Below are 25,692 nucleotides of genomic sequence, written 5' to 3'. Positions count from 1 at the left end.
AAAAGTTAGGTATAGGTCTCGCTAATTTTATCAGGAATCATATGCAACGCACTGCGGCACTGGCCACAGGTATAGCACTAGCGTTATTTCTTTTGTTTGATACCTTCCTGGAAGCAGTGGCGGCAGCGGGCTTCGTAAGATTCCGTTTCGCCCAGCAGCACCTGCTGCTCTGATAAAGCATTGCGGTAAGAATAAGTCGCAATATCACCGCACTGTACACAGATGGCATGCACCTTGGTTACGTACTCGGCCACCGCCATCAAAGCCGGCATCGGTCCAAAGGGTTTGCCCAGGTAGTCCATGTCCAGGCCGGCGGCGATCACACGCACGCCACTGTTGGCCAGCTTCACGCATACCTCGGCCAGGCCGTCGTCAAAGAACTGCGCCTCATCTATACCTACCACATCGCAGCTGCCGCCCAATAGCAGCATGTCCTGCGCAAAGTCTATCGGCGTAGAGCGTATGGCATTGGCATTGTGCGACACCACATCCTCTTCGTGATAGCGCTTGTCGATAGTCGGCTTGAATATCTCCACCTTCTGCTTGGCGATCTTGGCCCTGTTCAGTCGCCGGATCAGCTCCTCGGTCTTCCCCGAAAACATCGATCCGCAGATCACCTCTATCCACCCTCTTCTGATTGCGTGGTTCTCGTTACCTACGCGCGGTTCTATAAACATGTACTATTTCGTAATGGCTGATTGGCTAGTTGCTATACTTCATGTGCGGGAGCATGGTCTGCCGGGGCACGCGGCCCTGGGCATCTCCGCTTACTAATGTACACTGGCAGGTCAGTCTTTCGTTAGCTTGTAGGCGGCCCCTGTCACGGTAGCGTTGTTCGCTGTCGGTGAGCGGCCCGAAGTGCTCCAGCCCCTCCTGCACAATAATGCGGCAGGTGGTGCAGCGCCCCTTGGCTCCGCAGGCGTGCATCCAGTCGATGCCCTCGGCTTGAATGGCCTTCAGCAGCGTTTGGCCGGGTGCCACTTCCACCTGCCGATCGAACAGGTTTTGCACCGTTAAGTTTGGCATATTATTTATTAACTTTACGAAAGAAAGGTATACCAATGGAAGACAAATATAATCAATTAAGGCTTGAACGTTACAGCAAAGAACTGGCAAATGTACTTTGTGACCGTCACTTTGCTGCGCACGACACGATTAACGGACCCCAACTAATTGGCTTTACGCCCATTAAACAGGTCAATTTGTTTGTAATAAAAGAGCTCCTGCTCAAGTGGCACCACGAAATGGCCAACTTGCGCAGCCCCTACTTTGACTATGAGCATGAAGAGGTAAAGGAAGCGCTGCTCAACTTTATGAATGTGCTATCGCGCAAGATCCTGATCAAGCGTGATGCTTTTGAGCCGCTCCTTCAGAAGGCGATCTACGACACATTCCTGCTCAAGCTGGCACCGGTAGCCACTTTCGAAGAGAAATTCCTGCGCATTCAGGAAGACATCACCCTGCCCAAACTGCAGGAGAACCTAAAATACATTGACCTGGACAAACAACTGTTTACAGGCTTTATAGGCACGCTCTCTCCTTCCAACCGCGACCGCGATTATATCCTGAGCCGCTTCAGGCTATACCTGAACGCCAATCGCGATGGCATTGCGCCGCTGTCAGAGGTACTGGAAGCATTCAACAGCCTGCTGTCAATTACAGAAGAAGAGATCAGACAGGAGCAGATCTCGCCTCTGGCGGCTTATGCGGCTTCGCTGGCCAAGCCTACCCCGGCCGCTCCCATGGAGGAAAAAGATGTAGTAGCGCCTATCCATATGGCGCAACGAGAAGCGTCTGCTCCGGTGGCCGCGCCTTCTCCCGCGCCAGTAGCAATGCCTGCATCAGCGCCAGTAGCAGCTGCGCCCAGACCTGCCGCCATCCCGGACAGTAACCTGAACGAGCGCTTTAAGGCGGAGCGTCCGACTATGAATGAGAAGTTCAGCAAACCTGCTTCCTCTTCAGTAGCCGATTCTCTGAGCAACCGCAAGATTGAGTCGCTTAAAAACTCTATCTCGATCAACCAGCGTTTCAGCTTCATCAACGAGCTGTTCGACGGCGACAACATGACCTACTATAACACCATCCAGCAGCTAGACCAGTTCAGAAGCCCGGAAGAGGCGATGCACTTTGTCACTCATGACCTGGCCCGCAAGTATGACTGGAGCAAGAAGCAGGACAGCGTAAACAAACTGCTCCGCCTGATCGAACGCAAGTTCTCCTAAACCCAGGCAGCCTACTTTACAAAGAAGACCTCTCCTTCGGGAGCAGGTCTTTTTTTATGCTTATCCGCTTTAATCTCAATTCAATATCCCGCCACATTTTTTCAACAGCAAAATAATTCAATACAGGTGTGCCCTGAGGCATTGCAAAAACGAATACGAAACATTATTTATGCATTTTCTTTGGGAGCTTAAATCAGATGCTGCCCTGCTTTTATGTATCTGTTCGGAAAGAAAACAGTATACTTTATGCAACACCCAAAGAACAACTGTGCGTACTAACAATTCAAAATAACCTTATTATCAGCCATGAGAGACGATTTCGATTACGATGAAGACTTAGATTACAGCTTCGATGATGAAGAGGAGGATGATGACTTCGGGATGACCTTCGAAGAGGATTTGTACCTGATGATACGGGAGAAGCTTCGCGACACCATACAGGAGTTCAAGGGCGAACACCCTAGCCTGAAAAAGCTGGAAACGCATGTAAGCAGTTTTAAAGTAAATGCCAAGAATACGGACGACTCCAAGTTTTATCCGCTGGCGGCTAAATTACTGCTTGAGCACATAAAACCGTTGACACAGGATTCAGAAGAGATTTTGGAAATTTACGAGAATATGCAGACTGATATTGGTCGCTTCAAGAACCAGCGTGCGCATGGCCACGAAGGAGAATTTTACCTAACTGCCTAGAAATAACCCGAAAGCACTTATAGAAGAAGCCGCTCTAAACGTTTAGAGCGGCTTCTTCTATATATAAATATAATTTATTTTTAATTTTTATTACAAATTACTCAATTGGGCAAACTTTTTGCAGACTAATTTACAATCCTAAAAAGCTACTTGCCGTAGGTATAGTACCACTGGGATGAAATTATAATAAAACCTATACAGCGCTAATTGGCTTCGTATAAGAATTATTATTTATTTAACTTTGTTCCGGACTTGCATGCAACCCTTTGGTGCTTCCGGGAATCCTGGGTATAGATAACACCAATTTTTAGCTGTGATACACTCGCTACGACTCAACACGAAAATAAACAAACTTAATGCTCCATCAGGAATGGCAGTAACACGACTTCTTGGTGGAGAAAGGCACCTTATCCAGACAGTGGATAAGAAGCTGACACTTACCACCCATCGCGTCATTTTACGGCAGAACAACTGGCTTTTCAAAACCTACCAGTCTGTGATGCTCGAAGATATCACTTCGTGGCAAATTAAAGCCACAGGCAAATCCCTATACCTTGCTTTTAGTGTCGTTTCGGCTTTTTTCGTTTATTTTAACGATGCCTTTGCCCTGCTAAGCGGCTTTTTCCTGATGCTGTACCTGATGACGCGGCAACACCGCATCCACATTGAATCCCCTCATACCACTATGATTTTGCCGATCGAAGATGTGGAGGAGAACAGGCTAAACAGCATGATAGAGCTGGTACGACAAGCCAAACGAGAGCGCATGGAAGCATTGAAGAAACAGGCTCAAAACTCCATCATATTTGAGACAGAACATAAAAGGAGCGCTTAGGGCGCTCTTTTCTTTTTAACCCTCCTTATACCATAGCGGCATAGCCAAACGCAATTAATTGCGCCCCTCCCTTAGAATCACTATATTTAGGGCCTTTAAATGCCATTGAGCTATGCCAGCAGACGAATTAGTATATCCGGACCAGGTGAAAGACCACCAGCAGAAGATAAAGCAGGTTTTTCAGGAAGTGGGGAAAGTAGTAGTGGGACAGTCCTATATGGTGAACCGCCTTTTAATCGGTCTTTTTACCGGCGGCCACATCTTGCTGGAAGGCGTACCTGGCCTCGCCAAAACCCTTACCATTAACTCACTGGCCCGCGCCCTGCGCCTCGACTTTCAGCGTATTCAGTTCACCCCGGACCTCCTGCCTGCCGACCTGATCGGCACCATGATTTATAACCAGAATGCGTCCCAGTTTGAAGTAAAGAAAGGTCCGATCTTCGCCAACCTGATTCTGGCGGACGAAGTGAACCGCTCCCCTGCCAAGGTACAGTCGGCTCTGCTGGAAGCGATGCAGGAGAAGCAGGTAACGATTGGCGAAACAACCTACATGCTCGACCTGCCATTCCTAGTACTGGCTACCCAGAACCCAGTGGAGCACGAGGGTACCTACCCATTGCCTGAGGCACAGGTCGACCGCTTTATGATGAAGGTATACATTGACTACCCGAAGAAAGCGGACGAGCTGGAGATCATGCGCCGTATGGCCAACATGGCTTTCAATGACAATGTGAACAAGGTCCTGTCCAAGGAAGACATCTTCGCCATTCGCAGCGAAATAAACCAGGTGCAGATATCAGAGACGCTCGAGAAGTACATCATTGAGCTTGTGTTTGCGACCCGCCGCCCGGCCGAATACGATCTGAACGAGTTTGCCGACTACATCCAGTTTGGCGTATCGCCGCGAGCCAGCATTGCCCTCAACCGTGCCGCTAAAGCCATCGCTTACTTCGACGACCGCGACTACGTGTTACCTGAAGACATCAAAGAAGTGGCGCATGATGTCATGAACCACCGTATTATCCTCAACTACGAAGCAGAGGCAGATGGCATTCGCACGAAGGATTTCATCGAGGCGATTTTAAGAAAAGTGCCGATCAGCTAAATTCCAGCTATACCAGTACCACATAACAGCCCCGGCTATACTTATGGCCGGGGCTGTTAATCTTCAACTCGCTGGATTATGCTCCAGTTATGTTCAGAAAAGCTTTGTGTCAATACGCACGGAGCACTATTCCCAAACTGCGTCCCACACGCAATTAGACCCATGAAGCATACAGCCCTATACCTGCTTACTCAACTCCTATGCCCGCCTTCGCGTAACCTTTAACTCCTGACGGGCAAAAGTCTGTTGGGTTATATGTGTTCCACCTAAGGTATAAACTATGTTAAGAGGCCTATTCAAATTCTGGATGTTGAGTAAATTATTCGGGGGTAGAGGTGGCGGCGGCAGAGGTCGTGGTGGCTGTGGCGGCATCGGCTGTATTGGCATCATTGTGCTGGCTGTGCTGGCCTACTTTCTGTTTCAGTACCTGGGCGGCGACACTAGCTCTGTTACTGATTTTTAAGGTATAGCCTGACAGATATAGATCAGCTATACCTGTGCTCTAACACTCCTACAGGTATGGGCACAAAAAAGACCCGCTCTTACGAGGCGGGTCTTGGGCGTAGTGTGGGAGACTAAGCCACACTACTATGGACTGTCGCAATTGATCTCACCCATTATGCGCAATCCGTATTTTTAGCTCTTAGTAAGCTGTGTTGTTCGGGTCGAAGTTAGCCCAACCAGCTGTCCAGTCTTCAGAACCGAAAGCACCTCTGTAAGTCACACGCTCAAAGAAGTTGTCCATACCCTCGAAGCTAGCACCGCTCTGCAGGCTGTTGCCTGTCAGCACCGGGCGGGATGTCTGGTTGAAGCCACCGCTGATGTTAAGCGAAGCATTATCCGCCACTACATTATTGCCTTTATCTGCCGCATTGAACCAGGCCGCCACATCAAATGTGCTGCCGCTCTCTACTGTCAGGGCATTCTGAGAACCCGAGATTACTGTGTTTTTGATAGCCAGCGTACCTGCTGTGGCATTGGCCTGTGACTTCGTACCGTCCAGCAGCAAGCCTGTTGGCCAGCCAGCGAATAATGAGTTGTGTACCTGAATGTTGCTGTTACGACGGATATGCATCGCGCGCTTGAAGTTGCTGTTGAACTGCGTGCTTTCTGTAGCTCTCGGTCCGAACAAGCTCACATTAGAGAAGATCGCGGAAGTCTTCGGCGTAGCATCAGAGCCCTGGGCATCACCATCCGACTCAAAACCGTTTGAACCAGATACGTCCGCCATGTTCGGGTCAGAGATACCCAGCAGGAACTGTAGTTTGCCAGAGTAGCCGTTGTCCGTGTCGAACATATCATCCACAGTCTTGTAAGCGATCAGGTGCTTAGCGTTTACCGTGCCACCGAACATCTCGAAAGCATCATCACCGCAGTAAGAAACCTGCACATAATCCACTGTAGTACCAGCGCCTACACCGCCCATTGTCAGGCCGTTGATTTCGTTGTCTGGCTGGAAGGCTATACCTGAGAATTCGATACGCACATACTTCAGCACGCCGGAGTTATCGTTGGCATCTGTGCCACCGTATTCACGGTCCACACCACCTTCGATACGGGCATTGTTACCGAGGTTAACAGGAGCCTTGCCCAGGATAATCAGGCCACCCCAGTCACCAGCGGCACGCTGGCCTGCAGGCTGAGCTGATGTAAATACGATAGGTTTCTCTTTTGTGCCTTGCGCCATGATCTTACCACCACGTTCCACAATCAGGGTGCCCTTTGAGTTCTTATCACCCATGATGATAGTACCCGGCTCAATGGTGAGTGTAGCACCGTCTTTTACATACACGAAGCCCTTCAGCAGGTATTTTGTGCCGGCTTTCATGGTGAAGTCTTCTTCGGTAGAGCCTGAAACAGCCATCATGCCGCTTTCCTGAACCATCGTAAATTCGATGCCTTTTGGTGTTGTAGTTCCTGGGTCGTCGTCCTTGTCGCAGGCGAAAAAGGAAACTGAAACAACAGCAACCAGTAATAAATTAAATAGCTTTTTCATAAGTAATGAATTAAGGTATATGGGTTTGGTTTTCTATAGGGAAATCAGTTTTAGAACTTGTATGTAACACCCAGCGTGGCGTAGCGGCCTTTGCGGAACTCGCGGAAGGACTCGTCTATACCTGTGATTTTAGCGTCGTCGTTGGAGTCCTGTATCAGGCGCGTCTTCTGGTTGAGGATGTCCTGTATACCTGCCTTCAGCTCCAGGTTCTGGCCGAATGCTTTGGTCACGGAGAAGTCAATCACGTTGCGCGGCAGTTCGAACACGGTCGGGCGCAGGTTGCTACCTACCGCGAAGATGCGGGTACCGATCACATTGTAGAGCATGCTGAACTGCAGCTGGCGGGCGTCATCCTGATAGTAGAGGCCAGTGTTTACCACGTATGGCGATTGCCCCATCATCGGTCTTTCGGTGCTCTGGTTGTCGTACTTCTCGTCCAGTTGCACACGGCTCTGTACCAGCGCGGCATTCAGTACCAGCGACAGGTTGTCTATCATTGGTGATGCTGTCAGGCCCAGCAGTGACTTGCGCACCTCTGCCTCTAGGCCATAGCTATAAGCTTGGCGGGCGTTATCGAAAGTAATGCTGTTGGCGCCGCTCGTGTTCTGGAATACCGTCTCGATTGGCTCATTGAAGTACTTGTAGAACACGCCCAGTGACAGGATCTCGGTTGGATTCGGGTAGAATTCGTAGCGCAGGTCACCGTTGTAGATCGTGGCTGTCTCCAGATTCGGATTACCCGTCACTTCCAGCAAATTGATGAAGTCGTAGTAAGGGGCCGGGGCTAGCTCACGGAACTCCGGACGGTTAACGCTGATACTCGCACCAGCTCGTAGCATAGACTTCGGATTGAAGGTATAAGTGAAGTTCGCCGCAGGCAGCACACTCAGCACCGGGTTCATCCTGTTCAGGCGCGAGCCATCCAGGTTCACAGAGCGGAGTTCCTGCTGGTTATACTCCACACGCACCCCACCCGACACCGACAGCGCACCCGTAAGCGGTGTGGCACCGCCCACATAACCTGCCAGCAAGTTGCTCTGCGCTTCGTAGTTGTTCTGCGGGTTCGCGTCTTCTTCTACTCTCCAGCCAGTTTGGCTATTGATGTTCTCCGGCGCAAACACCTGATCGTAAGGCTGAAAAAGTATGCTGTTATCGAAAGTACTACTGTTGGCAGGTATGTAAGAGAAGTAGCGGGAGTCGTAGTTACGCAACTTGCGCTCAGCGTATAAACCCACTCTCACTTTCGGAGCATGCTCGGCCGTAGAATCAGCTGTGCTAAAACGGTGCTCAAATTGCGTATTGGCCATCACCGTGTTTTCGTCAAGCTCGGAGTAGAAGCGGCCGGCATCGTTCAGGCTTGGGGTGAACTTATAGGTCATTTCGTAAGGACCGGCAGAGCCCGCGCCACGGAAGGTGCGGAAGCGGCGGTAGTCAGGCTCGTTGCGGTTGGTGTAAGCGTAGCCACCCGTCCAGGTCAGGGTACTTTTCTCGTCGTTGAGGTCGTGTGTGCCTTGCAACTGGCCGGAGTAGATGGTGCGGCTTTCGTAGCGCAGCGAGTAATTGAGCTGCTCCTGATTGGCGTTAGAGAAGTCTATACCTTCGCGGCGAAGCACCTCGCTGCTGCCTAGTTGGTTGAACAGGTTGCGGAACTCCAGTTTATGGTTGTTGCTGAGGCGGGCTGTCCAGTTGTGGATCACTCCCAGTCGCACATTGTGCGCTGATACTTCGTCGTTGAAGCTGAACTGGCGCTCGCTGCGACCCAACTCAGGTATAAAAGACAGATAGGTGTCGCGGGTACCTACGGTGTTGGTGCGGGTGTTGCTGTATGATACTGCAGACACATTGCTCAGGCGAACGGAGCCAATGTCCAGGCGGCGGTTCAGACCAAACGAAAAGCGCATGTCAGGTATAGCCGACACCAGCTCGGGAGCCCATGAGTTTGGCAGGTCGCGCCCCAGCACACTGCGCTGCTCCTGGTTTACATTGTTCAGGTTGTCGGGGAAGCTCTTAGGTATAGCGCGGTAGCCATTGTCGAAACCAAGGAAGTCGGTTTTGCTGCCGTTATAGGTATTGAAGTTGCGGAAAGTCGTTCCGGAGCGGTAAGAGCTCGAGAAAGAGATGGAAGTTTTATCTTCGTCCACCACGTTGCGGGTATATATCTTGATCACACCACCACCAAACTCGCCCGGCAGTTCCGGCGAACCGTTCTTGTAGATCATGATGCGGTCGATCACGCTGGTCGGCAGAATATCGAAAGAAAAGGCCTTGGCGTCAGGCTCGGTGCTCGGCGTAAGGGCGTCGTTCAGCATCACGGTATTATAACGCTGGTTCATACCCCGGATCACCACGTAGCGGTCGTTCATGATGGTAACCCCAGGTATACGCTTCACGGTCTCGGCAGCATCGCGGTCCAGCGACTTGGCTATCTGCTCGCCCGATACCCCGCTCACCACCACTTCGCTCTGCCGCATGTTTTCCATCAGGGCCAGCTCGGTGTTTGTTTGGCGGGTACCTACAATGGTCACGGCCTGTAGCTGGGTGCTGTTCTGCTCGATCTGCACATCCAGGGTGGTAGTCTTGCCTACTTCTATTTTAATATTAGTGTGCTCGGTAGGTTTGTAAGAAAGCGAGGTGATGGAGATCTGGTACAGGCCAGCTTCAAGCGGAAGGCTATACCTGCCTTCGTAATCTGTTACTGTACCTTTAGAAGAGCCTTTAATAAAGACTACGGCTCCGATGATGGCCTCTCCGTTTGCTTTGTCAGTTACTTTTCCTGCCAGCGTGCCTTGTTGAGCAAAACCATAAATGGAAGTGGCCAGGATGGTGAGAATTGTTAAAAGTGATTTCATTGCGCTTAACTGTATCTTAGTCTCGCTGCAAAAGTAGAATCGGCCTTTTAAGCTAAAATTACCGCCCGGTTACTAAACTGTTAAAGATCGAGGTGCTTTGTTAAGTCACTGTTAAGTATCCGCAAAGTGATAACCCGGTTACTCCTTATTAGTGTAATACACGTATAAGAGCGCTCCCAAACAGCTATAGCCAACGGCCATTTCTCTTCCCCTGCTATCTCTGTAGTCTGAAATTTACCTTTACCACCTGCTGATCATGCAGGCCCATGGCTTCCCTCCAAATCAGCGCCCATACCTATTCCCAAAACAGATTCATACCTACTCACGCTTTTGGTAACATAAACTTAACATAGCCATAACAGACGAGTAACATTAGCACCCGACCTTTGCAGCGTTGAAAACAAAAAAGTGTTATGAATCAAACACATAGCTCTTTTTCAGATTCAACAGAGCCTTCCCAAAGCGAGTAGACTCCGCAGCGGAAACAGACTAAGGCTTTAGTAACCCATACTCACCCAAAGATGAAGGTAACAACCGTAACGCGTGCTGTCCTCGCAGCAGGGCTAGCTACAGGCTTTTTGTTTTCAAAAGAAACCAAGGCCCAGACGACAGACACTGCCACTGTACAAAACACGTCAGTGGTTGTGCAGCAGCCAGCCCCGGCGGCAGTGCAGGAAGCTCCTAAAAAGAAGGCCTGGTATGAAAGAATCTCACTCCGTGGCTATGCCCAGGTGCGCTACAACCGCCTGCTTGAAACCAATCCCAACCTCAAGTGCGACCAGTGCGATAAATCCCTTGGTGAGGGTGGTGGCGTGTTTTTGCGTCGTGGTCGCCTGATCTTCAGCGGTGATGTGAGCGATCGGCTTTCGATCTACATCCAGCCTGACTTCGCTTCCTCACCTTCTTCTAACGCCCTGCACTTCCTGCAGCTCCGCGACGCCTACTTTGACGTGTCGCTCGACAAAGACAAGGTATACCGTTTCCGGGTGGGGCAAAGCAAAATTCCTTATGGTTTCGAGAACCTGCAGTCGAGTAGCAACCGTCTGGCCCTTGACCGGAACGACGGCCTGAACAGTGCTATAGCCAACGAGCGTGACCTGGGCATTTTCTTTTACTGGACGCCCGAGGTAATACAGGATCGCTTTGAGATGCTGACAAGCGCTGGCTTGAAGGGATCTGGAAACTATGGCGTGTTCGGCATCGGTATCTTTAACGGCCAAACGGCCAACCGCCCTGAGGCCAATAACACCCAGCACGTGGTTACCCGCTTCTCTTACCCATTGCTGGTGGGCAACAAGCAAATTATTGAGCCCGGTATTCAGGCTTACAAAGGCAAGTACACCGTTACGCCGGACCAACTTTCGCCAGGCGTAGGTATAGCCGAGAAGTACCTGAAAGATGGTTTTGATGACGAGCGCATCGCAGCAACACTAGTCGTATACCCGCAGCCATTCGGTTTTCAGGCGGAATACAATGTAGGCCGTGGTCCGGAATTCAACCCAGAGACCAATGCGATTGAGGTGAAGAGTCTGCACGGCGGCTACGCACAGGCCATGTACCGCAAAGAAGTCGGATCGCAGGTGATCATCCCTTTCGTGAAGCTGCAGCACTATGAAGGCGGCAAAAAGCACGAGCGCGACGCGCCCAGCTACAGCGTATATGAAACCGAGATTGGCGTAGAGTGGCTGGTACACAAGAGTGTGGAGCTAACGGCTGACTACAGCATCGGCGACCGTACCATCCGCAATGCCCAGAACTTCAACAACAGCCAGCACGGCAGCCGCCTACGACTGCAGGCTCAGTTTAATTTTTAAGGTGAGCGCTATACCTTATGCAGCCGCTGGTTCACGGGAGCCAGCGGCTGCTGTGCTTTATACCTAAACTCCCCGGCATACCCCAAACCTTAACATATTCGTAATATGGCCATAACCTTGAGGTAATACTAGAGGCGTTATTTTGTAGCGTGATTCAGGAACAGCATACATGGCCTGACTACCCATAGTGAATCCTGAAAAAACAAAAACAAGGCGCGGCGTAGACTACCGCAGCTTAACCCAAAACAATTGCATGGCATTAGCTTAATTCTCACCTTAACTAATACAGCACGTGAACCACTACACCACAAGAGTGCTCTTAGCACTCTTCATCATCTGCCTCAGCACCTTCAGCACACAAGCTCAGACCATAAATAAAAGCACGTTTGGCAAAGGACTACAGTTCATTGCAGCCGACTCTTCCTTCAGTCTGCAACTTGGGGCTCGCTTCCAGCTGCAATACCAGGGCGGCTACGACCCGAATACAAAAAACTGGGAAGACCGCTTCCTTGTGCGACGGTCACGCCTCAAATTTGATGGTTTTGCCTTTTCGCCACGGCTCGTGTATAAAATAGAGCTTGGTTTAAGCAACAGCGATATCGGCAGCGATGTACCCGACGTGACCAACAATGCCGACAACATTATACTGGATGCTGTGGCCAAGTGGGCGCTCACCCCTAACCTGCGGCTGTGGGTAGGCCAGACCAAACTGCCGGGTAACCGGGAACGGGTGATCTCTTCACAGAAACTTCAGTTCGTAGACCGCAGCCTGCTCAATTCCCGCTTCAACCTTGACCGCGACGCCGGCTTGCAGCTACACCACCAGCACCAGCTGGGGCAGGTTGTATTGCGAGAGATCGGGGCAATCTCGATGGGCGAAGGGCGTGATATTACCGTCAACAACTCAGGTGGCTATAATTATACAGGCCGTGTTGAACTACTGCCCTTCGGCGAGTTTGAAGGCAACGGCGATTACGTGAGCAGCGACATCGAGCGTGAGCAAACACCTAAACTTTCGCTGGCCACTTCCTACGACTATAATAACAATGCCGCACGCGAACAGGCACAGCTTGGCGACTTCCTGAGCGAAACACGCACCTTGCGCACCTGGTTCGTAGACGCCATGTTCAAGTACCGTGGCTTTTCGGCCATGGGTGAGTATGCCAACCGAAAAGCTCCGACTGGGCCAGTGGTACTGCGAGACGAGTTTGGCGGCGTGGCAGAAACCTTTGTAACAGGCACCGCCCTAAACCTGCAGGCAGGCTACCTGATGCCGAGCAACTGGGAAGTAGCCGGCCGCTACACCGACTATAATCCGACAGCCGAAACGGGACTGCGAAATCAGGAGCAGTATACCCTGGGTGTGTCCAGGTATATTGTGGGGCACTCGCTCAAGGTTCAGAGTGACGTAACATTCATACAGGAAGCAGAACGCGAAGACCAAACTCAGTTCAGGCTGCAAATGGAATTAGCTTTCTAAACAACTCCCTGATTACCAAAACAGTATATCCGCATAACATAGTACAATTCAACAAAAACCGATCACACTCATCTTATAAACCAAAATCGAATTGTATGCTACAACTTAGCTTCTCCCGATTAAAATTCAGCGCAGCAACACTACTATGCGCTTCGCTTATGTTGACCTCTTGCGGTGGCAATAGCCAGGAAGGAAATAGCGACTTGGCGGGCTCTATCCAGATCGACGGCTCATCTACTGTATACCCTGTGACAGAAGCAGTGGCCGAAGAATACCGCGCCGAGGCTCCTGACGTGAAAGTAACCGTAGGCGTGTCGGGCACAGGCGGCGGCATGAAGAAATTCACCCGCGGCGAGATTGACATTGTGAATGCCTCCCGCGCCATGAACGCATCCGAAGAGCAAACTGCAAGCGAAAACGGAATCTCGTTTGTACAGCTTTCCGTGGCCTATGACGGACTGACGGTGGTTGTGCACCCATCCAATGATTGGGCACAGGACATCACTGTGGCTGAACTGAAGAAAATCTGGGAGCCTGAAGCACAGGGCACGATCAAGCGCTGGAACCAGATTCGCCCGGAGTGGCCTGATCAGGAGATTCACCTATATGGCGCTGGTGTAGAGTCAGGTACTTACGATTACTTTACCGAAGCTATTGTGGGCAAGAGCCATTCCAGCCGCGGTGACTATACCGCCAGCGAAGATGACAACGTGCTGGTGCAGGGCGTATCGACTGACCCACTGGCGCTTGGCTTCTTTGGCTATGCCTACTACGAAGAGAACAAGAGCAAGCTGAAGGCTATACCTGTAAACGACGAAGACGACAGCAACGGAGCAGGCGCCATCCTGCCATCGCTCGAAACCGTGAAAGACGGTTCTTACGCACCGCTTTCCCGCCCACTGTTCTTGTATGTTAGCTCTAAAGCCATCGACAAACCGGAAGTAGTGGATTTCATCAACTTCTACCTCGACAACGCGGGTGAGCTGGCGCAGGAAGTGGGTTACATCGCCCTGCCAGACAACATCTACAACGAGCAAAAACAGAAGTTCGAGCAGTTTGTAGAGGGTGCCGCCACCGCCACCAACCAGCAATAATTCCCTGAAATACACAGTACAGGTATAGCCTGCGGAGACAAAGGCTATACCTGTACTAAAATCATAAGCACCTTGAGAGTACAGGAGAAAATTATCGAAGGCTTGCTGTGGCTGTCGGCCGCCATCACCATCCTGATCACGGTCAGCATTATCTGGGTATTGCTCTCGGAGTCGGTGCTGTTCTTCAGCGAAGTGTCTATTGTGCGCTTTCTGACAGAGAAAGAATGGACGCCGCTTTTCGCTGAGAAAAAGTTCGGGATTATGCCCCTTGTGGCGGGTACTTTCCTGACTACCGTTATCGCTATTGCGGTGGCACTGCCCATCGGCCTCACCATCGCCATCTACCTGAACGAGTATGCCAATGCCCGTTTCAAAACCTTCATTAAGCCCTTGCTGGAAGTACTGGCCACTATACCTACGGTAGTCTATGGTTTCTTCGCCCTGACGGTGGTGACGCCTTTCCTGCAAAGTTTTATACCCGGGCTGGCAGGTTTCAACGCCCTATCGGCAGGTATTGTGATGGGCATTATGATCATCCCGATGATCTCCTCGCTAAGCGAAGACGCCATCAGTGCCGTGCCCCGCTCTTTGCGTGAAGCCGCCTATGGCATGGGCTCTACCCGACTGCAGACTGCCTTTGGGGTAATGGTCCCAGCCGCCTCGTCCGGTATACTGGTGTCAGTGATACTGGCTATTTCGAGAGCGGTGGGCGAAACCATGATTGTGGCCATCGCCGCAGGTCAGCAACCGCGTCTCACGCTCAACCCACTGGTGCCGATCGAGACGATTACAACCTACATTGTGCAGGTGAGCCTGGGCGACGTGCCACATGGCTCGCTGGAGTACCGCACCATTTTCGCGGCAGGCATGACGCTGTTTGTGTTCACGTTTCTGCTGAACAATCTCAGCTTCTGGATTAAAAAGAGATATCAGGAAAAGTATGACTAACTCCGAGAAAAATCGCCTCAAAGACAAGGCCTTTCAGGTGTTCGGCATCTTCTGCACCTTTATCGGGCTGGCGGTGCTAGCCATCTTTCTGATTGACATTCTGATAGAAGGTATAGGCCGCATTGACTGGGACTTCCTGACCAGCCTGCCATCGCGCCGTGCTGCCCGTGCGGGTATATTGACCGCCTGGGCAGGTACCCTCTGGATTCTGGTGCTCTCCGCCCTGATTGCTTTCCCGCTAGGTATAGCCGCTGGCGTATACCTGGAAGAATATGCTAAAAAGACGAAGCTTTCGAATTTCCTGGAAATCAACATCGCCAACCTTGCGGGTGTGCCGTCCATTATTTACGGTCTGCTGGGTCTGGAGCTTTTTGTACGCATCATGAACCTGGGTGGGATTTTGCTGGCAGGAGCCCTCACGCTTTCGCTGCTGATTCTCCCTATCATCATCGTGACAACCCGCGAAGCCATTAAGGCCGTGCCCCGCACCATCCGCGACGGTTCTTTTGCGCTGGGTGCCTCCAAGTGGCAAACGGTGTGGTACCAGGTGCTGCCCGCTTCGTTTGGCGGTATCCTCACCGGGGTGATTCTGGCGCTCTCAAGGGCAGTGGGTGAGGCGGCTCCGCTTATCGTGATCGGAGCATTGGCTTACGTGCCTTTCGTGCCGAGTTCGCCGATGGACGAGTTTACCGTGCTGCCGATTCAGATCTTTAACTGGACCTCCCGTCCGCAGGCAGCCTTTTTGACCAATGCGGCGGCGGCCATTATCATTCTCCTATTAATTACCTTTTTGCTCAACGGCATTGCGGTATACCTGCGCCACCGTCAGCAAAAGAAAATAAAATGGTAAGTTTTCACCCATGAACATAAAACACAGCAAGTTAGAAGCCATTAACCTCGACGCTTACTACGGCGACTTCCATGCGCTCAAAAACATCAACATCGCCATGGAAGAGAAAGCCGTGACCGCCTTCATCGGTCCGTCTGGCTGCGGCAAGTCTACGTTTCTGCGCACCTTCAACCGCATGAACGACTACATTGACGGCTTCCGCATAGAAGGGCAGATTTTGCTGGACGGCAGAGACATTTATACCGATGATGTTCGGGTAGACGAGCTCCGCAAAGAAGTGGGCATGGTGTTCCAGAAACCTAATCCTTTCCCGAAAACCATTTATGAAAATGTGGTCTACGGACTAAGAATTCAGGGTATTAAGGATAAGAAGATTCTGCAGGAAACCTGCGAGAAATCTCTGCAACAAGCCGCCCTGTGGAACGAGGTAAAAGACAAGCTCGACAAATCGGCACTGGCGCTTTCAGGGGGCCAGCAACAGCGTCTGTGTATCGCCCGCGCCCTGGCCATACAGCCTTCGGTGATTCTGATGGACGAGCCCGCCTCCGCCCTCGATCCGATTTCTACCGCTAAAATCGAGGACCTGATCTATGAGCTGAAGAAAGATTATACGATTGTGATCGTGACGCACAACATGCAGCAGGCAGGCCGTGTGAGCGATCATACTGCATTCTTCTACATGGGCGAGCTGGTGGAGTACGCCAAAACCAAAACCATGTTCACGAGCCCGAAAGATACCCGCACGCAGAACTACATTACGGGCCGCTTCGGTTAAGCATTCCTATACCTGATTCACGTATAAAAATTAGTCTCACTCAAAATAAACGATACACGAATGCCTCATATAGATGTAGAACTCGAACGCCTGCGGGAAAAATTGCTGGAGATGTGGGACTTGGTGGAGCACCAGCTAACCAGCGGGCGCGAAGCAGTGATGAACGCCGACCATGAACTGTCGCAGCGCATTATCAAGCTTGAGCGCAAAGTCAACAGCTTCGACCTCAAGATCGACCGCATGTGCGAGAACTTCTTTGCCTTATTCACACCCGTAGCCGTGGACCTGCGCACCGTGCTGGCCATTCTCAAAATTAACACCAACCTGGAGCGCATAGGCGACACTGCCGAAGGGATGGCACGGTTCGCCTGCAAACTTGAACGCCCCTTTGACCCTGAATTGGTGGAGCTAACCAATGTGATGGTGATGTATGACGAAGCCTTAGTGATGTTCAATGAGTGCCGTATCGCCTTCAAGAGCGAGGACCCTAAACTGGCCAAGCAAATCATCAAGCGGGACAAGGCCCTGAACAAAATCTACCGCAAATCCGACGTGGTGATCGGCAAATATCTACAAAACAACCCCGACCGGATTCCCGAAGGCCTTGCTTTGCTTTCTATTATTAAGAAATTAGAAAGAGTAGGCGACCAGGTAACTAACATGGCTGAGGAGATCATCTTTTACCGTGAAGCGAAGGTGGTGAAGCATCGTAAAAAGAAGAAAAAGAAGGAGTAGTTGAATTGATAAATTTGAATTGATAAATTGCTGATTGCTTAATTGTTGGTTTGTGGGGGTGATTTGCTCTTGAAACGAACAGCCTGAACTCAATTCCTTTCTGTCATTTCGACCTACGGGAGAAATCTAGATTGGTAATCTTAATATTCCAGATTTCTAACTAGCATTCGAAATGACATAGTATAAATACTTTTCCCCGCTTCAGCCCGCTATACTTATACCCACATATACCCACACCCCCACTTTAGCAATTATACAATTTGTGTCGTACCTTTGCGCAAAATTACGGAGGTGCTGTTCAAAGAAGTCATATACTTAATGCAGAAGGATTTCCTGCTGGAGTGGCGGCAGAAGTATGCTTTTAATGGCATGCTCCTCTACGTCAGCAGCACGGTGTTCGTCTGCTACCTCAGCTTCGGGCTTCGCTCGAATGCGCTACAAGTGCCCGTTTGGAACGCCCTGTTCTGGATTATTATGCTCTTTACGTCGGTAAGCGCCATCGCCAAGAGCTTTATGCAGGAGAACCGCGGCCGATTGCTTTACTTCTATTCTATTGTGAGTCCGCAGGGTATCATTCTGGCCAAGATCCTTTACAACGCCTGTCTGATGTTGGTCTTGGCGCTGATCTGCTTTATATTCTACGCCTTTGTGTTGGGCAACCCTGTGCAAGACATCCCGATGTTTTTGCTGAGTATTCTGCTTGGCGCCATCGGTTTCGCAACCTCGCTCACCATGATTTCAGGTATAGCCTCTAAAGCCGCCAACAGTAGTACGCTCATGGCCGTGCTTAGCTTCCCTGTGATTGTGCCGATGCTCCTGATGCTGATAAAAATGTCCAAAAACGCTATGGACGGGCTGGAGCGGGCTGCCAGCCTCGACGAACTGCTGACTTTGCTTGCCATAAACATGATCGTTGTCACTGTTTCTTATATTTTGTTCCCGTACCTTTGGCGTTCGTAAGGTATGGCTTTGACAAGCGAGGCACAGCCAGCCCAAAATATGATATAAGTAGCTGAGTAAACGAAAATTAACAGGCAGTTTGGGCGGAACTTTGCGACAAATTAGACCACAGAACTGTTAGAAATAAAAAGTAAGATGGGATAAGGCGCAGGCCTGCTTCCATCATCAATAAGAGAAGAAGGAACATGAAGAAGAACTGGTGGAAAATACTGACTGTGCTGCTGCTGGTGTTTACCGTGGCGGTAGGTATGCTGTCGGATGTTCCCCGACTGGCTATCCTGAACGAGACTATCCGCAACCTGTACTTCCACGTGCCGATGTGGTTCGGGATGATCCTGATTCTGCTGGTATCGGTGGTGTACTCTATTAAATACCTGCGCAAGCCGAGCATCAAAAACGACATTATCGCGCACGAAGCCGCTAAGGTGGGCATACTCTTCGGTGTGCTGGGCATCGTGACAGGTATGGAGTGGGCCAAGTTTACGTGGGGTGAGTACTGGAGCAACGACCCAAAACAGAACGGTGCGGCTATTGGCTTGCTGATTTACTTTGCCTACCTCGTGCTGCGCAGCTCTTTTGCCGAGCAACAGCAACGTGCCCGCATCAGCGCCGTGTACAACATCTTTGCATTTGCAGCCCTTATCCCTTTGCTGTTCATTCTGCCCCGCCTGACTGATTCGCTTCACCCAGGCAACGGAGGCAACCCCGGCTTTAACGCTTACGACCTAGATAGTAGCTTGCGACTGGTGTTCTACCCTGCCGTGCTGGGTTGGACGCTGCTAGGCATCTGGATCGTGAACGTCAAATCAAGATTCGAATTACTGAGACAACGATTATATGAAAATGTTTAGAATACTGGCCATTTGCTGCTTTATGCTGGGCATGCTACTGGCCTTCGAACCAGCCATAGCCCAAGACCAGATGGTGGAGTTCTCGTCGGCCCCGCAGCAAAACATCGAAATGGCCGACACGCTACGTCAGGATGGAAAGATTTACGTGGTTGTAGCTGTGCTACTCACTGTATTGGCAGGCGTGTTGTTCTACCTGATTGCCCTCGACCGCAAGGTGGGCCGTCTGGAGAAACAGCTGAAAGACGAATACGTGAACCGCTAATTTCTTTTTGCCCGGTAAGAGCAAAAAATGATAAATATCCCTATTTGCGATGGATTTAAAACGTCTTATCGTGTGTTAGGCTAACAGAAACAGAGTATCTATAATCAGATAAAGATGAAAAAGTCACACATCATCGGCATTATCGTTATCGCAATGGCCATTGGCATTATCATGACCACGGCTGGCGATGCGAGCACCTATGTTTCATTTGGCGATGCCATTGAGCTGGCCAAAGACGGCAACTCCACCAAAGTACACGTGGTAGGTCGCCTCAAAAAAGATGATCAGGGCCACATTGTAGGCATGCATTATGAACCGATGAAGGACCCGAACTATTTCGCCTTCACCCTGGTGGACACCAATCGCTTCGAACAGCGCGTGGTCTACTTCAACCCTAAACCACAGGACTTCGAACGATCTGAGCAAGTTGTGATTACAGGCAACATGCAGAACGAAGTGTTCGTGGCCGACAAGATACTCCTCAAGTGTCCATCCAAGTACACGGAGAACGAAATCCAAACCAACACCGCAGGTATATAAATAAGTTAAGAGTTGAGAGATAAGAGCCAATACTCTTAGCACCGCACAACTCATGACTTTTAACTTTACACTTTTAACTATCAGAAATGATTAATACGCTAATCGGAGACTTTGGCCACGCCAGTGTGATTGTTGCTTTTGTGGCGGCCATCGTAGCCTCCTATGCTTATTTCATGGCCGCGCGCCAGAAAACCGAAGAAAGCGGCGATACGACTTGGCGCAAACTGGCACGTGGTGCCTTTTACGTGCACAGTATAGCGGTTGTGGCCATTATCTTCAGTCTTTTCAACATCATTTACGAGCACCGCTACGAGTACTACTATGCTTGGAGCCACTCGTCGAACCACCTGCCAGTGCACTACATGATCTCCTGTTTCTGGGAAGGTCAGGAAGGTTCATTCCTGCTTTGGATGTTCTGGCACGTGGCCTTGGGCGTGGTGCTGATGAACGCGGGCAAAAAGAACAAACAGTGGGAAGCGCCTGTGATGGCTATCTTCTCTTTCGTGCAGATTTTCATTTCTTCTATGATTTTGGGTGTGGTGATCGGCGACTTTAAGCTGGGTTCCTCTCCTTTCATTCTCATGCGCGACTTCATGGCCGACGCCCCGGTGTTTGCCATGGACCCGAACTTTAAGCCTGCGGATGGCACGGGCCTGAACCCGCTGTTGCAGAACTACTGGATGGTGATCCACCCGCCAACCCTGTTCCTGGGTTATGCTGCTTCACTTGTTCCGTTTGCTTTTGCCATTGCCGGTCTCTGGAAAGGAAAGTTCAGCGAGTGGATTCGTCCTGCACTGCCATGGTCACATTTTGCGGCCGTGACGCTGGGTATCGGTATCATGATGGGTGCTTACTGGGCTTACGAAACACTAAACTTCGGTGGTTACTGGAACTGGGACCCGGTGGAGAACGCGGTATACATTCCGTGGCTCGTGCTGGTAGGTGGCATCCATACCATGATCGCTTACCGCCGCAGCAAGCAAGGTTTACGTGCTACGTTTATTCTAGTGATTACTTCTTTTGTCCTGATTCTATATGCAACATTCCTGACGCGAAGTGGTATTTTGGGCAATGCCTCTGTACACTCTTTCACTGACTTAGGTCTGTCAGGTCAGCTGTTCACATATATGATGGCATTCACGGTGCTCGCTATCAGCCTATTGATTTACAATTGGAAGAAAATCCCGACAACAGAGAAAGAGCTTTCGACTTACAGTGCAGAGTTCTGGGTGTTTATTGGTGCTGCCGTGCTGTGCCTAGCTGCATTCCAAGTACTCGTTACGACTTCTATACCTGTTTACAACTCGTTCTTGGGCTTCATAGGTATAGAATCTAACGCAGCCCTGCCTGCCGACCAGATTGCGCACTACACTAAGTTCCAGCTGTGGGCAGGTGTAGCCATCGCTATCCTGACAGGTATAGGTCAGCTGCTGTGGTGGAAAAAAGCGAACAAGAAGAGTTTCAAAGACGCCATCACCATGCCGTTGATGCTTACGCTGCTGTTTGCTAGCTTGGTGATTATCCTATCTAACAAGTTCGATATCTTTACTTTCAAGCTTGACAATCCGGTATACATCCTGTTGTTTGTGGTATCGCTCTTCGCGGTGTTCGCCAACTTCAGCATTATCCTTGGTTTGCTGCAGAAGAAAATAACGTTGTCAGGAGGTGCCGTGGCGCACATAGGTATAGCTCTGATGTTGATTGGTATTCTTTTCTCCTCAGGCTACTCCAATATCATTTCGCAGAACAACTCCGGTATGCTTTACTCACGTGAGTTTCCGGACGAGATCAACCGCGACAACGTGCTCCTGTGGCGCAACACACCGGTGCAGATGGACCGCTTCAAGGTAAGCTACCACGGTCAGTTCCAGGAAGTGAAAGGCGTTCCGGGCTACGTGAACAAGGAACTCCTGTACCAGACCGACGACATGTACAAAGCCATAGCTCGTGGCCGAATTCAGGTAAAAGACAAGGTATATTTTGAGACAGGCGATACGCTGGACTTGATTTCTCCGGAGAATACTTACTACGAAGTGAACTATGCAAGCGAGAAGGAAAACTTTGTGCTATACCCAAGAGCGCAAGTTAACCCGAACATGGGCCTATTGGCTTCTCCTGACATCAAGCATTTCGCTGGCAAGGATTTGTATACCCACGTTTCCACCGTGCCAGACCCGAACGAAGAGAAGGACTGGGGTGAATTGCAGGAGTATGAAGTTTCTGCTGGTGACACGCTAGTGATCAACGATTACATCGCAGTATTTAACGGCATCGAGCAAATCGAGCAAGTACCGGGTGTACAGCTAGCCGAAGGCGACGTAGCGGTTCAGGCTGCCATGAAGATCATGGGCGAGCGCAAGAACTACCATGCCCACCCTGTGCTGATGATCAAAGACCAGATGATGGGTCGCGTACCGGAGATCATTGAAGACCTGGGTATACGCATCACCTTCCTGAATATTGACACTGAGAACCATAAGTTCAAAATCGGTGTGAATGTGACGCAGAAAGACTACATCATCTTGAAAGCAATGGAGAAGCCATTCGTAAACATTCTCTGGATCGGCACTATCATCATGTCTATCGGCTTTGTGATGGCGATTGTTCGTCGTAATAAAGAAGGTAATGGTGGTGAAGGAAAAGCAACAAAGGTGAGAGAAGAGCGGAAGGCACAGGTAGCGTAATCATACATTGAACCATAGTTGGATAAGGCAGGCTTGTAAAAAGCCTGCCTTATTTGTTTACACAGATTCCCCCGCTCTATAAATTGACAGAAAGTAAATCAATTGCTTACCTTTAGTTTTCCAATGAACAGTATCGATAAACTATACCTTAAACCTGTAGGGGGGCTTTGTAACAGAATGCGAGCCATTGATTCTGGCGTTACATTGGCAGAGCAACTTGGAAAAAGACTTGTTGTGTTCTGGGGAAGAGACCAATGGCTCAACTGCAAATATTCTGATCTGTTTAAGCCATCTCTAAATTTCGATGTCATTGAAGAGAAGCAATGGGCAGGAAAAAAAGCCTTGTTCCCTTATCTACCGGGCTCTAAGCCGACAGGTCTCACTAAAAAGAGCTTGTATGCACTAACCAAAAGAACGCTAGATATCAACGCTGAGATATGGTATGAAGATATTGAGCATGCAGTAGCTCAAATAGACACTTCTATACAACCTGAAAACATTCGGGATATGAAGGACTATGAGGTGCAATCATTCAAACACATTAATCCTTTAGTGCAGGTACTAAATAGTAAAGGAAGTGCTTTTGTTTGTTCCGCCTGGAAACTGGCCTCTGGCCAACGTTATGCACAGAATTTCATACCAATTGACAAGCTACAAAGTCAGATAAATGAAATAAGTAAGCGCTTCTTACATACGGTAGGTGTACATATACGTCGTAGCGATCATAAAATGGCTATCGAACACAGCCCAATACAAAGTTTTATTAGCGCGATAGAACATGAAATTGATAATAATAATGCGAACTTCTTTTTAGCCACAGATTGTGAAGAAACTGAAAAAGAATTGCTAAATAGATACTCCAATAGAATTACTATATGCCCGAAAAGCAGCTATAGTAGAAGTTCTGCCCAAGGCATACAAGAAGCTTTAATTGATTTATATTGTCTATCTAAAACCACTAAAGTACTAGGGTCCTATTACAGCTCCTTCTCGCAAGTAGCAGCTGAAATTTCAGGCATAGAAGAAATTACAATTCACTAAGCGAGGTATGGCATCTGCTTTTTTTAAAACACTTAAACGTAAAATATACAGTGCCTTTTATGTGACATTACGCCTATTCAATTATTACCCCTTCTTCTCCTACCTCCACGGCCGAGGTGAGAAAATCAATCTCACCGAAGAATATGAATTAGAGTTTACAGAAGAAGAGAAGGCGTTTCTGAAAGCTTGTGCGGCATCTTATAATTATTTTGAATCAGATTATGCATTGGGACATAGACAAAAGGAGCTTTCAATTTATAAACTAAAGGATGTTACCTTTTTAAGCCATACAGGAGCTATTCTGCTCAACCATAAATTAATCGTCGAATCAGCCTCAAGTGTAACGAGACTTACAGCAACAAAGGCTTTTCGGGACTTCAGTTTGCTGATTCCACATACCTACAAAGACGGAGTATATACGACCATACAACACAGCCATTGGGCTGACAATAATATCTCACATTGGTTGATTGACTGTCTACCACGCGTCTATATTATCACGCAGCTGATAAAAGAACCAGTCACACTTCTGATGTGGAATGGAGCACAACCTTACCAAAAGCAGATGCTGAGTTATTTGTTGCGTGACTACCCACACATCAAATTAAAGTATATCGGCAAACACCAAAAGATCAAAATAGCTAACTTTTATCTTCCGTCTTTTGTAGCTGCTACTTTTAGCGCGTACATACCACCTGATGTTAGCCAGTGGCTAAGAGAAAAGCTTTGGGATGGCTACAGGATTAAACGCGACAATCCCAAAAAACGCGTGTATATCAGCCGCTCAAAAGCCAGACTTCGCCGCATTTTGAATGAACGGGAATTAATAGCTCTGTTGGAAAGTTTCGGGTTCATTACAATATGGGCTGAAGACCTAGACTATAAAGATCAAATTCAACTCTTTTATGATGCTGAGGCCGTCGTTTCTTCGCATGGAGCAGGCCTGACGAACATTCTTTTCGCTGAGAAATGCCATGTATTAGAATTTCACCCAGCCAAAATAATGAAGGCGCACTACATGCTCTTAAGCAAAGGACTAAATTTTGACTATACAGCTATTGTAGGTTCTGAAGGGGATGAAATGGAGTGTTACACAGTACCTTTGTCAGAAGTAGAAAAATGGCTTCAAACAAATTTTGAAACAAACCCATGAACACAGCTATCATAGGATCTGGTAACGTAGCATGGCACTTGGGTAAAGCCTTACAACAAGCTAGGCATAAGATAGTAGCAGTGTATAGCCCGACTCAATCCCATCGAGAAGAACTGGCGGAAGAGTTGGCGTCAGCTATGGCACTAGACTCATTAGATATGCGTAACATTGACGCTGAACTGTTACTAATTGCGGTGCCTGATGCTGCACTGCAATCAGTAGCAGCACAGTTACATGTTCCTCAGAATGCGGTTGTGGTCCATACCTCAGGTTCGCAACCGCTAGCAGCATTGCAAGGTATAGCAGGCGCACAGACAGGGGTTTTTTATCCGTTGCAAACATTCTCTAAGTCTAAACCGGTCGACTTCAAAAATATCCCAATCCTTTTGGAAGCTACCGCGCCAGAAACATTACATTCCTTACAGCTCGTAGCAAATAGTATTTCAGAGCAGGTCTACGAGGTGAGTTCTACTAAGAGAAAACAGCTCCACCTGGCGGCTGTGTTCGCTTGTAACTTTACTAATCACTTGCTAGGTATAAGCCGGGAACTGCTCCAACAGGCAGACTTGCCTAATACGCTGCTTCAACCCCTCATACAGGAAACCATTGCCAAGGCCATGCAACAGCACCCTTTCGATGTGCAGACAGGCCCAGCAGTGCGTCACGATCAGAATGTAATAGAAGAGCACTTGCAGCGGCTGCAGGACCAGCCACTCTACCAGCAGGTGTATCAACTGCTCACTCAAAGCATTCAGGTTCAGCATCCCAAGGAGTAGACCTGTAACCTATTCAGTGGTCATGCTGT

The 25,692-nt window shown here is 49.4% G+C and carries 24 protein-coding genes; 20 read left to right on the top strand and 4 right to left on the bottom strand.

The features are described 5' to 3' along the window. Nucleotides 1–83 precede the first annotated feature (83 nt). Nucleotides 84–677, bottom strand: a complete 594-nt coding sequence (locus Q1A54_RS01635; RefSeq protein WP_196120143.1) for a thymidine kinase — start codon at nucleotides 675–677, stop codon at nucleotides 84–86. A gap of 25 nt (nucleotides 678–702) precedes the next feature. Continuing rightward, on the bottom strand, nucleotides 703–1,026 hold the full coding sequence (locus tag Q1A54_RS01630) for a 2Fe-2S iron-sulfur cluster-binding protein (protein WP_299984599.1): 324 nt from the start codon (nucleotides 1,024–1,026) through the stop codon (nucleotides 703–705). A gap of 35 nt (nucleotides 1,027–1,061) precedes the next feature. On the opposite strand from Q1A54_RS01630, the gene Q1A54_RS01625 reads away from it, so the two are divergent. The 5 genes from Q1A54_RS01625 (at nucleotide 1,062) to Q1A54_RS01605 (ending at nucleotide 5,318) form a co-directional block, all read left to right on the top strand. After that, nucleotides 1,062–2,222, top strand: coding sequence for a hypothetical protein (locus Q1A54_RS01625; protein WP_299984597.1), 1,161 nt, complete (start codon nucleotides 1,062–1,064; stop codon nucleotides 2,220–2,222). Nucleotides 2,223–2,528: 306 nt separating this feature from the next. After that, nucleotides 2,529–2,915 (top strand): hypothetical protein, encoded by a 387-nt coding sequence (locus tag Q1A54_RS01620; RefSeq protein WP_007660960.1) that lies wholly within the window; start codon nucleotides 2,529–2,531, stop codon nucleotides 2,913–2,915. A gap of 370 nt (nucleotides 2,916–3,285) precedes the next feature. Continuing rightward, nucleotides 3,286–3,750, top strand: coding sequence for a hypothetical protein (locus Q1A54_RS01615; RefSeq protein ID WP_196120151.1), 465 nt, complete (start codon nucleotides 3,286–3,288; stop codon nucleotides 3,748–3,750). A gap of 112 nt (nucleotides 3,751–3,862) precedes the next feature. After that, entirely contained in the window at nucleotides 3,863–4,855 is a 993-nt protein-coding gene (locus Q1A54_RS01610; protein WP_196120153.1) for a MoxR family ATPase, read from the top strand. A gap of 280 nt (nucleotides 4,856–5,135) precedes the next feature. After that, nucleotides 5,136–5,318: a hypothetical protein gene (locus tag Q1A54_RS01605; protein WP_299984591.1), complete on the top strand. Its 183-nt coding sequence runs from the start codon at nucleotides 5,136–5,138 to the stop codon at nucleotides 5,316–5,318. Between the two features lie 180 nt (nucleotides 5,319–5,498). On the opposite strand, the gene Q1A54_RS01600 is transcribed toward Q1A54_RS01605, so the two are convergent. Beyond that, on the bottom strand, nucleotides 5,499–6,851 hold the full coding sequence (locus Q1A54_RS01600) for a T9SS C-terminal target domain-containing protein (protein ID WP_299984589.1): 1,353 nt from the start codon (nucleotides 6,849–6,851) through the stop codon (nucleotides 5,499–5,501). 50 nt (nucleotides 6,852–6,901) lie between these two features. After that, entirely contained in the window at nucleotides 6,902–9,700 is a 2,799-nt protein-coding gene (locus Q1A54_RS01595; protein ID WP_299984587.1) for a TonB-dependent receptor, read from the bottom strand. Between the two features lie 521 nt (nucleotides 9,701–10,221). Here Q1A54_RS01595 and Q1A54_RS01590 point away from each other — a divergent pair. The 15 genes from Q1A54_RS01590 to Q1A54_RS01520 all read left to right on the top strand — a co-directional run bounded on the left by Q1A54_RS01590 (nucleotide 10,222) and on the right by Q1A54_RS01520 (nucleotide 25,663). Continuing rightward, nucleotides 10,222–11,514, top strand: coding sequence for a porin (locus tag Q1A54_RS01590; RefSeq protein ID WP_299984585.1), 1,293 nt, complete (start codon nucleotides 10,222–10,224; stop codon nucleotides 11,512–11,514). A gap of 292 nt (nucleotides 11,515–11,806) precedes the next feature. Then, nucleotides 11,807–12,994 (top strand): porin, encoded by a 1,188-nt coding sequence (locus Q1A54_RS01585; RefSeq protein WP_299984583.1) that lies wholly within the window; start codon nucleotides 11,807–11,809, stop codon nucleotides 12,992–12,994. A gap of 95 nt (nucleotides 12,995–13,089) precedes the next feature. Beyond that, on the top strand, nucleotides 13,090–14,088 hold the full coding sequence (locus Q1A54_RS01580; RefSeq protein ID WP_299984581.1) for a PstS family phosphate ABC transporter substrate-binding protein: 999 nt from the start codon (nucleotides 13,090–13,092) through the stop codon (nucleotides 14,086–14,088). A gap of 72 nt (nucleotides 14,089–14,160) precedes the next feature. Then, nucleotides 14,161–15,036 carry a phosphate ABC transporter permease subunit PstC gene (gene pstC, locus Q1A54_RS01575; protein WP_299984580.1) on the top strand — a complete coding sequence of 292 codons (876 nt, stop codon included), beginning with the start codon at nucleotides 14,161–14,163 and terminating at the stop codon, nucleotides 15,034–15,036. Further along, nucleotides 15,029–15,886 (top strand): phosphate ABC transporter permease PstA, encoded by an 858-nt coding sequence (gene pstA / locus Q1A54_RS01570; RefSeq protein ID WP_299984578.1) that lies wholly within the window; start codon nucleotides 15,029–15,031, stop codon nucleotides 15,884–15,886. The genes pstC and pstA overlap by 8 nt, the downstream gene beginning before the upstream one ends. Nucleotides 15,887–15,896: 10 nt before the next feature. Further along, nucleotides 15,897–16,661, top strand: a complete 765-nt coding sequence (gene pstB, locus Q1A54_RS01565) for a phosphate ABC transporter ATP-binding protein PstB (RefSeq protein ID WP_299984576.1) — start codon at nucleotides 15,897–15,899, stop codon at nucleotides 16,659–16,661. A 60-nt stretch (nucleotides 16,662–16,721) separates the two neighbouring features. Then, nucleotides 16,722–17,396, top strand: coding sequence for a phosphate signaling complex protein PhoU (phoU, locus tag Q1A54_RS01560; RefSeq protein ID WP_299984574.1), 675 nt, complete (start codon nucleotides 16,722–16,724; stop codon nucleotides 17,394–17,396). A 318-nt stretch (nucleotides 17,397–17,714) separates the two neighbouring features. After that, entirely contained in the window at nucleotides 17,715–18,356 is a 642-nt protein-coding gene (locus Q1A54_RS01555) for a heme exporter protein CcmB (protein WP_299985441.1), read from the top strand. 185 nt (nucleotides 18,357–18,541) lie between these two features. Then, nucleotides 18,542–19,207 (top strand): cytochrome c biogenesis protein CcsA, encoded by a 666-nt coding sequence (ccsA, locus tag Q1A54_RS01550; RefSeq protein WP_007652357.1) that lies wholly within the window; start codon nucleotides 18,542–18,544, stop codon nucleotides 19,205–19,207. After that, nucleotides 19,194–19,469, top strand: coding sequence for a CcmD family protein (locus Q1A54_RS01545; RefSeq protein WP_234986277.1), 276 nt, complete (start codon nucleotides 19,194–19,196; stop codon nucleotides 19,467–19,469). Before ccsA (Q1A54_RS01550) ends, Q1A54_RS01545 begins: the two co-directional genes overlap by 14 nt. A 114-nt stretch (nucleotides 19,470–19,583) precedes the next feature. Next, entirely contained in the window at nucleotides 19,584–20,009 is a 426-nt protein-coding gene (locus Q1A54_RS01540) for a cytochrome c maturation protein CcmE (protein WP_007652359.1), read from the top strand. A gap of 86 nt (nucleotides 20,010–20,095) precedes the next feature. After that, complete coding sequence (gene ccsA, locus Q1A54_RS01535) at nucleotides 20,096–22,693, top strand: cytochrome c biogenesis protein CcsA (protein WP_299984570.1); 2,598 nt, start codon at nucleotides 20,096–20,098, stop codon at nucleotides 22,691–22,693. Between the two features lie 123 nt (nucleotides 22,694–22,816). After that, complete coding sequence (locus Q1A54_RS01530) at nucleotides 22,817–23,734, top strand: hypothetical protein (protein ID WP_299984568.1); 918 nt, start codon at nucleotides 22,817–22,819, stop codon at nucleotides 23,732–23,734. 7 nt (nucleotides 23,735–23,741) lie between these two features. Further along, nucleotides 23,742–24,887, top strand: a complete 1,146-nt coding sequence (locus Q1A54_RS01525) for a glycosyltransferase family 61 protein (RefSeq protein ID WP_299984566.1) — start codon at nucleotides 23,742–23,744, stop codon at nucleotides 24,885–24,887. Beyond that, nucleotides 24,884–25,663 (top strand): Rossmann-like and DUF2520 domain-containing protein, encoded by a 780-nt coding sequence (locus Q1A54_RS01520; protein WP_299984564.1) that lies wholly within the window; start codon nucleotides 24,884–24,886, stop codon nucleotides 25,661–25,663. Before Q1A54_RS01525 ends, Q1A54_RS01520 begins: the two co-directional genes overlap by 4 nt. Nucleotides 25,664–25,692 lie beyond the last annotated feature (29 nt).

The sequence above is a fragment of the uncultured Pontibacter sp. genome (assembly GCF_947502515.1).
Lineage (GTDB): Bacteria > Bacteroidota > Bacteroidia > Cytophagales > Hymenobacteraceae > Pontibacter.
This window is presented reverse-complemented; position numbering and strand designations above follow the sequence as displayed.

What these genes read in the sequence shown, in the direction of transcription:
- Q1A54_RS01635 (WP_196120143.1), bottom strand. Translation starts at nt 677, where the DNA reads ATGTTTATAGAACCGCGCGTAGGTAACGAGAACCACGCAATCAGAAGA.
- Q1A54_RS01630 (WP_299984599.1), bottom strand. Translation starts at nt 1,026, where the DNA reads ATGCCAAACTTAACGGTGCAAAACCTGTTCGATCGGCAGGTGGAAGTG.
- Q1A54_RS01625 (WP_299984597.1), top strand. Translation starts at nt 1,062, where the DNA reads ATGGAAGACAAATATAATCAATTAAGGCTTGAACGTTACAGCAAAGAA.
- Q1A54_RS01620 (WP_007660960.1), top strand. Translation starts at nt 2,529, where the DNA reads ATGAGAGACGATTTCGATTACGATGAAGACTTAGATTACAGCTTCGAT.
- Q1A54_RS01615 (WP_196120151.1), top strand. Translation starts at nt 3,286, where the DNA reads ATGGCAGTAACACGACTTCTTGGTGGAGAAAGGCACCTTATCCAGACA.
- Q1A54_RS01610 (WP_196120153.1), top strand. Translation starts at nt 3,863, where the DNA reads ATGCCAGCAGACGAATTAGTATATCCGGACCAGGTGAAAGACCACCAG.
- Q1A54_RS01605 (WP_299984591.1), top strand. Translation starts at nt 5,136, where the DNA reads ATGTTAAGAGGCCTATTCAAATTCTGGATGTTGAGTAAATTATTCGGG.
- Q1A54_RS01600 (WP_299984589.1), bottom strand. Translation starts at nt 6,851, where the DNA reads ATGAAAAAGCTATTTAATTTATTACTGGTTGCTGTTGTTTCAGTTTCC.
- Q1A54_RS01595 (WP_299984587.1), bottom strand. Translation starts at nt 9,700, where the DNA reads ATGAAATCACTTTTAACAATTCTCACCATCCTGGCCACTTCCATTTAT.
- Q1A54_RS01590 (WP_299984585.1), top strand. Translation starts at nt 10,222, where the DNA reads ATGAAGGTAACAACCGTAACGCGTGCTGTCCTCGCAGCAGGGCTAGCT.
- Q1A54_RS01580 (WP_299984581.1), top strand. Translation starts at nt 13,090, where the DNA reads ATGCTACAACTTAGCTTCTCCCGATTAAAATTCAGCGCAGCAACACTA.
- pstA (WP_299984578.1), top strand. Translation starts at nt 15,029, where the DNA reads ATGACTAACTCCGAGAAAAATCGCCTCAAAGACAAGGCCTTTCAGGTG.
- pstB (WP_299984576.1), top strand. Translation starts at nt 15,897, where the DNA reads ATGAACATAAAACACAGCAAGTTAGAAGCCATTAACCTCGACGCTTAC.
- phoU (WP_299984574.1), top strand. Translation starts at nt 16,722, where the DNA reads ATGCCTCATATAGATGTAGAACTCGAACGCCTGCGGGAAAAATTGCTG.
- Q1A54_RS01555 (WP_299985441.1), top strand. Translation starts at nt 17,715, where the DNA reads ATGCAGAAGGATTTCCTGCTGGAGTGGCGGCAGAAGTATGCTTTTAAT.
- ccsA (WP_007652357.1), top strand. Translation starts at nt 18,542, where the DNA reads ATGAAGAAGAACTGGTGGAAAATACTGACTGTGCTGCTGCTGGTGTTT.
- Q1A54_RS01545 (WP_234986277.1), top strand. Translation starts at nt 19,194, where the DNA reads ATGAAAATGTTTAGAATACTGGCCATTTGCTGCTTTATGCTGGGCATG.
- Q1A54_RS01540 (WP_007652359.1), top strand. Translation starts at nt 19,584, where the DNA reads ATGAAAAAGTCACACATCATCGGCATTATCGTTATCGCAATGGCCATT.
- ccsA (WP_299984570.1), top strand. Translation starts at nt 20,096, where the DNA reads ATGATTAATACGCTAATCGGAGACTTTGGCCACGCCAGTGTGATTGTT.
- Q1A54_RS01530 (WP_299984568.1), top strand. Translation starts at nt 22,817, where the DNA reads ATGAACAGTATCGATAAACTATACCTTAAACCTGTAGGGGGGCTTTGT.
- Q1A54_RS01525 (WP_299984566.1), top strand. Translation starts at nt 23,742, where the DNA reads ATGGCATCTGCTTTTTTTAAAACACTTAAACGTAAAATATACAGTGCC.
- Q1A54_RS01520 (WP_299984564.1), top strand. Translation starts at nt 24,884, where the DNA reads ATGAACACAGCTATCATAGGATCTGGTAACGTAGCATGGCACTTGGGT.